This is a genomic window from Ferrimonas gelatinilytica (assembly GCF_039544205.1).
GTDB classification, from domain to species: domain Bacteria; phylum Pseudomonadota; class Gammaproteobacteria; order Enterobacterales; family Shewanellaceae; genus Ferrimonas; species Ferrimonas gelatinilytica.
The window spans coordinates 1-535 of record NZ_BAABLF010000017.1 but is presented as its reverse complement, the minus strand read 5'-3'; the positions used below and the strand labels follow the sequence as shown (position 1 = coordinate 535).

Sequence of the window (535 nt, the reverse complement as noted above, 5' to 3'; positions counted from 1 at the left end):
GTTAGGCAGATTTGGAAAGTTAAGTGCAAGACTTCTACGACGGGTTATCACCGTTTTACCACCTCATTTATCCGGATTGGCATGCCAGCATCGACAAGCAGGGAGCGGAACTCGCGTCGCTGATTCGAGAGCGTTGGGGCAGCGATGTCCAAAAGCTCTTGGACGTGTCGTGTGGCATTGGAACGCAGGCTTTGGGTTTGGCTTCGCAAGGTTTTGATGTCGTAGCATCGGACTTGTCGAAGGAATCTATAGCTCGTGCTCGCAGTGAAGCCAAGGCTAAAGGGCTTCATATTCCGTTTTCCGTTTGCGACATGAGGGAGATTCAGTCTCATCATCAGGGTGGATTTGATGTTGTTCTGTCAGCAGACAATTCGATGCCACACCTATTAACTGACGAAGACATTCTTCAGGCTTTGAGGGGCATGTACGGCCAGTTAAATCCAGGCGGCGGCTGCCTTATTACCGTCCGAGATTACGAGCAAGTCGAACTTGGCAAAGGCCTTGTTAAGCCTTACGGAGTTCGGGAAGAGAACGG

General features: G+C 50.7%; 1 protein-coding gene. It reads left to right on the top strand.

Features of this window, described 5'->3' with window-relative positions:
• Positions 1–23: 23 nt before the first annotated feature.
• Positions 24–535 (top strand): class I SAM-dependent methyltransferase (locus ABD997_RS12075; RefSeq protein ID WP_345317282.1); only part of this gene is annotated, 512 nt, incomplete at its 3' end.